Below are 8,852 nucleotides of genomic sequence, written 5' to 3'. Positions count from 1 at the left end.
GCTGGAGCATGTTACCAGCGGGGCCTACCAGCATTATTACCAGTCCATGTACACCAACAGATAATTATGAGAATTGAAGAAACCATTTTGCCCGGCTGCTTCCTCATTCATGATAGCTTTCATGGTGATCATCGGGGTTATTTTTTCGAGAGTTTTAACCGAAAAACTTTTTTGGATAAAACGGGGCTTGACATCAATTTCGTCCAGGATAATCAATCACGCTCACAAAAGGGAGTACTGCGTGGGTTACATTGTCAACTGGGACAACATACACAAGCAAAACTTGTAAGGGTATTACAAGGTAAGGTATTAGATGTAGCAGTAGATCTTCGAAAGGAGTCTCCAACCTTTGGAAAACATATTGCCGTAGAATTATCCGAAGATAGCCATACCCAATTATTTGTTCCTCGTGGCTTCGGCCATGGTTTTGTTGTGCTGAGTGAAGAAGCAGTTTTCTTTTACAAGTGTGACAATTATTATCATCCACCGGCAGAGGCTGGCGTGATCTATAACGACCCCTCCCTATCAATCAATTGGGGGCTACCAGAGGGTGAATTAATATTATCAAAGAAAGACACCATATTGCCCCGTTTACAAGAGGCAGCAAACTCTCTATATTTTACATTATGAAAGGCATTATACTGGCAGGCGGATCCGGTACCAGATTGTACCCCATCACCAAGGGTATCAGCAAACAGTTGATGCCGGTGTATGATAAACCCATGATCTACTACCCGCTCTCGGTATTGATGCTGGCGGGTATCCATGAGATACTGATCATCACCACACCCGAAGATGCTGCACAGTTCCAGCGTTTGCTGGGTAATGGCGCTGAGCTGGGCTGCCGGTTTGAATATGCCGTACAGGCCGTGCCCAACGGACTGGCACAGGCTTTTGTGATCGGGGAGAAGTTCATCGGTCAGGATAAAGTGGCGTTGATACTGGGAGATAATATCTTTTACGGAGCAGGCTTCAGCAAACTGGTGCAATCGTTTAACGATGTAGACGGCGCTGCCGTATTTGCCTATGAGGTGAATGATCCCGAGCGTTATGGGGTGGTGGAATTTGATGAGAAGAACAGAGCTGTCTCCATCGAAGAGAAACCGGCACTTCCCAAGTCCAGTTATGCGGTGCCGGGTCTGTATTTTTATGATAACAGCGTAGTGGAGATCGCAAAAAATATTGCCCCTTCTGCCCGGGGTGAGTATGAGATCACAGATGTTAACAGGGTATACCTGCAACAGGGTAAACTACAGGTGGGCATCATGAACAGAGGCACTGCCTGGCTGGATACAGGGACCTTTGATTCACTGGCTGATGCTTCGGAGTTTGTACGGGTGATAGAGAAAAGGCAGAGCCAGAAGATCGGCTGCATAGAGGAAGTGGCCTACCGGATGGGGTTCATCAACCAGCAACAACTGCTTCAACTGGCCGATTTATATGCCAAAAGTGGCTATGGAGGGTATTTAAGACAGGTTAAATAATGTGGTCTTTGGTTGATTTGGAGTAAGATACTGGAAATTAATGAGTGAATGAGTGGATGATAGAATGAGTGAATGTTTTATTACTGCTAACCGCATGTTCGGGTGAAGCAATGGGGGGATTGTAAATGGGTAGGCTGGATACTGGATGCTAGATACTGGCTACTGGATTCTAGACACTAACGCGTTGTATTAACCACTTCATATAATCGGAGTCGCTCTGCGAAAACGCTGCTCCTCATGTTCTCCGCGGTGAAAAAATACCTCACACAAAGGCTAGCTGCTGGAAATCAATGAGCGAATGAAGCAAGCCCAAACACCCATTCTATCATTCTATCATACTATCATTCTATCATTATCTCCTCCCCCCTGACATATTTCCAGAAAAAAATATCACTCACCCATAGGGAAGTATCAAAAAAGCAGCTATCTTAGCTAAACTCCCCCCGTGATTGTTGGATTGTATGGTTAGATCGGTTTTTTGGGCAGGAAGTCCTGTGGGCTGCAGCCGAGGATCCTGGCGAGGTCGTTGAGGTGGCGGAGATTGTAGTGTGCGGGATAGTTCTTACTCTCCACTTTGCCGATAAAACCAACAGACATACCCAGTTCATAGGCAAGGTCGGACTGAGAAAGACCGTTTTCGATCCTTTTCTCTTTCACCCGCTCTATTACGTAACTGTCTATTTTGGTTTTCAATGCTGTCTGGTATAGGTGATTTAAAATTGAAGATTCTGCAGCTACCACTCAATCACCTATAGGCAAGTATTTGAAAAGACACAGTATTTGATGCAGGCTTATCGGCGGGAAACCGTCTTTCAGCAGCAACAGTTGATAACCGCATCAATACAACCATCAGCAGCGGCCCAGGAACCGCTGCAGGTTAACAGAGATACCGATATACTTTATTGACTATATATACTTTATCAACTTTATATACTCCTTCATGCCCAACCACCAACACCCAACCCCCATACAACTGCCTGCTAACCAGCGCAGGGAAGTACAGTCAGGGGTATTGTATTACCTGTTGCTGAAACGGCATCCGCATAAAGAACGTTTTCCGATACTGCCCAAAGCCATCTGTGTCTATAAAAATCATTGCCTGAAAAACCGCCTCTTACCCTCACCCATCGGACAGGCCCTGTGCCTATTGAAGACACAGTATGCCAAAAAGCCCAAGAACCCGGTGTAAAGCAGTGGTCTAATTGCTGATCCTCAATCTATTGTACAAACCTAAAACTACTGCAAATGATCCGAATTCTTTGCTTACTGTTATTATTATGCCCATTACGGAATGTTGCACAAAAAAGTGTTCTCACTGGCAGCATCCGTTCCGCTGCTGATACTTCATATCCCATAGCAGATAGCTTTTCTAAGGCTTCTGCATGCTGGAACTCAATCCTGGTCGCAGCCTGATGGCAGCTTCCGTTTTAACAACACAAAACCACTACTGCAAAATGAAATACTTGCTTTGCTTATTGGCAGTTTTGTGCCAACAATGGCTGTTTGCGCAAACTGTACAACCACTTACTGTCGGGGATCGGGTGCCGGACAAACTCCTTAGCCCCATCCTCAATACATCTTATTCTTCCTATCAACTGAATGCAGAAACAGGGAAATTGATCATCCTCGATTTCTTCGACACCAGGTGCGGCTCCTGTATCGCTGCCCTGCCCATGCTGGATTCGCTTCAAAACCATTTTGGAGATGCAGTCTCTTTTCTGGTGGTCAGCACTGAACCGGCTGCAGCCATCGGTCGGTTCCTAAAAATCAACCCAAGGGCAAAGCATATTCGCTTACCCTTTCTGGTGGGTGATACTGTTCTACACAAAGCCTTTCCGCACAATCTCTTACCCCATGAGGTCTGGATCAAAAACGGGAAGGTTATGGCCATTACCGAAGCATACGCCATCACCCCTGCCAACCTGCAGGCTGCATTATCTGATAAAGGGATCACCCTTCCGCTAAAAAGAGACCTGCTGGAATTTGACCCCACCACACCGCTACGTAGTCAACTGGCGGCCTCGGATCCTGGACTCTTTCTGCGGCAGAACCTCTTTACCAGACAGGTAAATGGACTGGGTACCAGGCGCGGAACCCAACTGAGCGCGGGGACCAAAAGGGTCTATTATATTAACTGGGGGCTTTTAAGCCTCTTCCAATATGCCTGGAAATTTGAGGCTAACCGGGTGATGCTCGACATACCGGATCCAAACCGTTACCTGGATAGAACAACCGATCCGGATAAGTGGAAACGCAATAATCTCTATTGTTACGAAGGCATATTTCCAGAAAACTGCCCGGATTCTTTGGTATTGGAAGACCTGAGAACCTCCCTGCAATCTGCTTCTCCCCTGCTGGGTTCCTGGCAAAACAGGGAAATGCCCTGCTATGTTCTTACTACTGAGGGGAATGGGCCTGCCCGATCTAAAGCAGAAAGACCAGCTTACAGGAAAGACAATCTTTCAGACAGTGTATTCATGCAAGGGCATAGCATGCAGGCCATTACAGCCATCTGCAATAGTGCATCACAGCCCTCACCGGGAAAAGCCATCATCCTCAATGAAACTGGGATAGACTATCCGTTAGACCTGGTTATTCCATTCAAAGCGCTTTCTGATCCGGACTTATTAAGAGAAGCATTGATCCCTTTTCAGCTAAGACTCTCTCCTGCAAAAAGAAAGCTTGCCGTATTCGTATTGACAGAGAATCCATCCTATCAACCCAAAAACTAAACCGCTATGAAAAAATACCTGATCCTACTTTTTAATTGCCTGCTGATAACATGCAGCGGGTTACAAGCACAGCAGGGCTTCCAGATCAATGGAACCCTTATCGGTTCAGACAGCTCCCTCCTGGTGGGAGCCAGGATCGCCCTGAAGCAATCAAAGAGCCAAACCATTTCAGCTACCGACGGCTCCTTTACGCTTACCTGCCGGTATCCAAAAGATACACTGATCATTGAATACATTGGTTATCCAAGAATGAGTCTCCCGGTAAACGTGTCCCTGGTTCAGCCCATGCTTATCCGGATGACCGGCAACGGCGAGATCCTCCAGGAAGTGATCGTCCAAACCGGTTATCAGTCAGTATCCAGGGACAAAGCCACCGGTTCCTTTGCCCTCGTCAGTAACCGCCTCTTCAATGAACAGGTAGGCACTTCTGTACTGGCAAGGCTGGATGGGATTGCCAATGGTTTAACCATTGATAAAAAAAGAGCCAACTCCTTTTCTACGGGCATCATGATCCGCGGCCTGAGCACTATTGGAGGACCGAAAGATCCGCTGATCATACTGGACAATTTTCCCTATGATGGTGACCTGAACAACCTCAACCCAAATGACGTTGAATCGGTTACCCTGCTGAAAGATGCAGCGGCAGCGGCCATCTGGGGAACACGTGCAGGAAATGGGGTGATCGTCATTACTACTAAAAAAGGGCATTTTAACCAGCCCACCACCATCGAATTTTCCTCCAATCTGTCCCTGACAGCCAAACCGGATATCTGGTATACACGTCCCATCAGTTCCACCGATTATATCGATGTGGAACAGTTCCTCTATGGCAAAGGGTTCTATAACACGAGTATCAATTCAGTAACTAAACCGGCCTTATCCCCGGTGATAGAATTGCTGATCAAAAAAAACAATGGGCAACTAACACCCGCAGAAGCAGATGCCAGGATCAATGAACTGCGTAAGATTGATGTGAGAAATGATTTTCAGAAATACATCTATCAGACCGCTATTCAACAACAATATGCCCTATCGCTCCGTGGTGGGAATTCAAAAACAGCATGGTCGCTTTCCGGAGGCTATGACCGCAATATCTCTGAACTGTCCGCCTCACTGGAACGGATCAGCCTGCGTAGTGAAAATACCATCCGCCTGAATTCCAGGCTGCAGCTCACTGCTGGTTTATCCTATACCCAAAACACCAATGGCAGCGGTCAGAATGGGTATGGTTCCATCACCTCAGGAACAGGCGTTTCCCTGTATCCCTATGCCAGGCTCGCGGATGAAAACGGTAATGCACTGGCCTTGAATAAATCCTATCGCCAGACCTATCTCGATACAGTGGGTCAGGGTAAACTGCTCGACTGGAAATATTACCCGCTGGAGGACTATAAACATACAGTTACTACCAGTAACCGTTACGATCTGATGGCATTTGCCAATCTTACTTACAGGATCTCCCGGGACTGGACAGCGGAATTCCAATACCGGTATGAAAACCAGCGTATCTCAAACCAGACCCTCTTCGACAAGGAAAGTTTTTTTACCAGGAATACTATTAACAACTTCACCCAGATCAATTATACCACCGGCCAGAAAACCAACAAAGTGCCCATAGGCGGGATCCTTGACCAATCCAATATACTGATGGAAGCAAAGAACTACCGGGCGCAGTTCCAGTACAACCGCAGCTGGAAAAACCACCGGCTCAGCGGTTTGGCAGGGGCGGAAATAAGGGAAGTGACTACCAACACCAATACCTACCGGACCTACGGATATAACCCCGATAACCTGACTTCTGTCAACGTGGACTATACGACGACCTATCCGCAGCTGGTTTCCGGGTTCTCCTCATTTATACCCAGTAATAGTTTTCTCTCCAGGTTGAATAAACGTTATGTGTCCGCTTATGCTAATCTGGCCTGGACTTTCCTGGATCGTTATACGGTCTCAGCCAGTGGCCGTCGGGATGCTTCCAATATTTTTGGAGTGAACACCAACCAGAAATGGACACCACTCTGGTCAGCGGGCGTTTCCTGGCAGCTTTCCAGGGAAAAATTCTACTCCGTCAGGTGGTTGCCCTACCTCAAACTGAACATGAGTTATGGATATAGCGGGAATATCAATCCCAATCAATCTGCTTTAACAACCATAACGTACCTATTCACCTCGCCCTATACGCAAACACCCATGTCAACCATCAGCCAGTACGGCAACCCCGACCTGCGCTGGGAAAGATCTGGGCAGTTCAATATCCGACTGGAATTTAAAACACCTGGCAACCGGTTTACTGGCACCATTGAATATTTCTCTAAAACTGGAAAAGATCTCTCTGGACTAACGCCCATAGACTATACCGGTGTGATTGCAAGTACACTAGTAAAAAATACCGCTTCAATGAAGGGTTCGGGATGGGATCTGGAAGTAAACAGCCTGAATATCAACCGGAAATTCAAATGGCAAACCACACTGATGTGGAACATGGCAAAAAACAAGATAACTGAATACTATACCAATACCGCCAGGGCTTCAAGTTACATATTAAGTTCCGGAACCTACGCTCTTTCTCCTTTACAGGGCTACCCGGTGTATTCCGTATTCTCCTATCCCTTCGCAGGTCTGGATCCGCTTACAGGCAATCCACAAGGTATCTTCCAAAAACAATTGAGTACCAACTATACGGCATTGGTGGGGGACTCCCTCCAGAATGTGGTATACAATGGTTCAGCAGTCCCCTTATCACAACTGGCGGTAAGAAACACGTTCACCTATGGACGGTTTGCACTGGCTGTAAATATCGTAGGCAAAACAGGGTATTATTTCCGGCGCAGTACCATTAGCTACTATACGCTATTCAATAATGGAGGAGGCCATGCAGATTTTGCCGGAAGATGGCAGAATCCTGGCGATGAAAACAACACAACAGTTCCTTCCATGATCTATCCGGCAGTATCAAACAGGGATGTTTTTTACCAGGGCTCCGAGCCCATGGTGGAAAAAGGAGATCATATCCGACTGCAATATATTACCCTGAGTTACGACTATACACCAGACAAAAGGACAAACACTGTATTCAGGCGTATCAGGTTATTTGTCAATGCCAGTAACCTGGGTATACTCTGGAGGGCCAATAAAGCAAAACTGGATCCTGATTACCTCGATAACACCATCCCTCCTTCAGCTGCTTTTGCACTGGGATGCAACCTTAGTTTTTAATCACCAAAAACATAACCATGAAACGACAATATAGATATACGATTGGTTTTTTAATGATGACTTCGCTACTGATGGAGGCCTGCACAAAATACCTGGATACCAAACCCAGCCAGGCGCTTTCTGTACCCAGCACTTTGAGTGATCTACAATCTTTACTGGATACCTATTACAAGTTAAATAACACCGATCCTGGCGCTGCCGAAACCAGTGCTGATGACTACTACCTGACTGAGGCAGATTGGAATCCGTTAGCAGAATTCTATAGAAGACAGTACACCTGGCAGGACGACCGCGTATTTTCCAACTACCAAAATGACTGGTCGAATATTTACAGCACGGTATATATAACAAATGTTGTTTTGGATAATATCAGATCCATTGAAAGAAATGCCGGGAACCAATCTGAATGGGACAATGTGAAAGGATCAGCTTTGGCATTACGTTCTCGCTCCTTCCTTCAGGCGGCGATCATCTGGACCCTCCCATATGATCCAGCCAAAGCAGAAACTGCGATGGGAATACCCTTGCGCATGTCACAGGATTTCAATGAAAGATCCGTCAGAGCCTCCCTGAAACAAACCTATACACAGATCCTGCAGGATTTGAAAGAGGCAGCTGAACGCCTGGCACCTTCCCCGCTCCATGTGATGCGTCCATCCAGAGCAGCAGCCTATGGATTACTTGCGAGAACCTATCTCTCCATGGGAAACTATGACAGTTGCCTGTACTATGCGGATAAAACACTACAGATCAAAAACACACTGCTCAACTATAATACCCTAAATTCAAACAGCGCCTTTCCTTTTTCGCAGCTCAATACTGAAGTCATCATGGAAAACCTGATTCCTGTTCCGTCTCCCATTTCTATTAACCGGGCAAAGATAGATTCGAACCTATACAATAGTTATCATCCCAATGATCTGCGCAAAACCTTGTTTTTCAAAAGCAATGGCAATGGAACTTATGGGTTTAAAGGCAGCTATGAAGGAGGAGGTAACCTATTTAGTGGCGTAGCTACAGATGAGGTTTACCTGATGCGGGCGGAAGCTAATGCAAAATTGGGCAACCTCTCACCGGCTATTTCCGATTTGAATACCCTTTTGCAGAACCGCTGGCGGACGGGAACTTATATTCCGGTCTCAAACCTATCCGGGCCAGCCTTACTGCAAATGATACGAACCGAAAGGAGAAAAGAATTACTGATGCGTGGTCTCAGATGGATGGACCTGAAAAGACTAAATATGGAGGGAGCTGGCATCAACCTTACACGAAATCTGGGTAGTCAGACCTATACCCTGCCACCCAATGATCCAAGGTATGCCATTGCGATCCCAGAAGAGATCATTCAATTGTCAGGTATTCCTCAGAACCCAAGATAATAATGAAAGAACACCAATGAAAACAGTTCATTGGTGTTCTT

The 8,852-nt window shown here is 46.3% G+C and carries 7 protein-coding genes; 6 read left to right on the top strand and 1 reads right to left on the bottom strand.

Annotated features, from left to right (window positions below; translation table 11 throughout):
- Window positions 1–630 (top strand): dTDP-4-dehydrorhamnose 3,5-epimerase (gene rfbC / locus ACH3Y6_RS15635; RefSeq protein ID WP_490836564.1); only part of this gene is annotated, 630 nt, incomplete at its 5' end.
- Window positions 627–1,484 (top strand): glucose-1-phosphate thymidylyltransferase RfbA, encoded by an 858-nt coding sequence (rfbA, locus tag ACH3Y6_RS15630; protein ID WP_490836563.1) that lies wholly within the window; start codon window positions 627–629, stop codon window positions 1,482–1,484. The genes rfbC and rfbA, both read left to right, overlap by 4 nt.
- A gap of 465 nt (window positions 1,485–1,949) precedes the next feature.
- Here the strand turns inward: rfbA and ACH3Y6_RS15625 are convergent, their stop codons facing one another.
- Window positions 1,950–2,177: a helix-turn-helix domain-containing protein gene (locus ACH3Y6_RS15625; protein ID WP_490836562.1), complete on the bottom strand. Its 228-nt coding sequence runs from the start codon at window positions 2,175–2,177 to the stop codon at window positions 1,950–1,952.
- Window positions 2,178–2,424: 247 nt separating this feature from the next.
- On the opposite strand from ACH3Y6_RS15625, the gene ACH3Y6_RS15620 reads away from it, so the two are divergent.
- The 4 genes from ACH3Y6_RS15620 to ACH3Y6_RS15605 all read left to right on the top strand — a co-directional run bounded on the left by ACH3Y6_RS15620 (window position 2,425) and on the right by ACH3Y6_RS15605 (window position 8,811).
- Window positions 2,425–2,673 carry a hypothetical protein gene (locus ACH3Y6_RS15620; RefSeq protein WP_490836561.1) on the top strand — a complete coding sequence of 83 codons (249 nt, stop codon included), beginning with the start codon at window positions 2,425–2,427 and terminating at the stop codon, window positions 2,671–2,673.
- 265 nt (window positions 2,674–2,938) lie between these two features.
- Window positions 2,939–4,216 (top strand): TlpA family protein disulfide reductase, encoded by a 1,278-nt coding sequence (locus ACH3Y6_RS15615; RefSeq protein ID WP_490836560.1) that lies wholly within the window; start codon window positions 2,939–2,941, stop codon window positions 4,214–4,216.
- A gap of 6 nt (window positions 4,217–4,222) precedes the next feature.
- Window positions 4,223–7,432: a SusC/RagA family TonB-linked outer membrane protein gene (locus ACH3Y6_RS15610; RefSeq protein WP_490836559.1), complete on the top strand. Its 3,210-nt coding sequence runs from the start codon at window positions 4,223–4,225 to the stop codon at window positions 7,430–7,432.
- Between the two features lie 17 nt (window positions 7,433–7,449).
- A complete protein-coding gene (locus tag ACH3Y6_RS15605) occupies window positions 7,450–8,811 on the top strand; it encodes a RagB/SusD family nutrient uptake outer membrane protein (protein WP_490836558.1) in 1,362 nt (453 codons plus the stop codon).
- The last annotated feature ends 41 nt before the right edge of the window (window positions 8,812–8,852 follow it).

The organism is Sediminibacterium sp. FW305-C-269 (genome assembly GCF_058231045.1).
Note: the sequence above shows the minus strand (reverse complement) of the source record. Positions and strands in the feature narration are given on the sequence as shown.

Excerpts from the sequence above, each read along its gene's own strand:
- rfbA (WP_490836563.1), top strand. The coding sequence starts at position 627 with ATGAAAGGCATTATACTGGCAGGCGGATCCGGTACCAGATTGTACCCC.
- ACH3Y6_RS15620 (WP_490836561.1), top strand. The coding sequence starts at position 2,425 with ATGCCCAACCACCAACACCCAACCCCCATACAACTGCCTGCTAACCAG.
- ACH3Y6_RS15615 (WP_490836560.1), top strand. The coding sequence starts at position 2,939 with ATGAAATACTTGCTTTGCTTATTGGCAGTTTTGTGCCAACAATGGCTG.
- ACH3Y6_RS15610 (WP_490836559.1), top strand. The coding sequence starts at position 4,223 with ATGAAAAAATACCTGATCCTACTTTTTAATTGCCTGCTGATAACATGC.
- ACH3Y6_RS15605 (WP_490836558.1), top strand. The coding sequence starts at position 7,450 with ATGAAACGACAATATAGATATACGATTGGTTTTTTAATGATGACTTCG.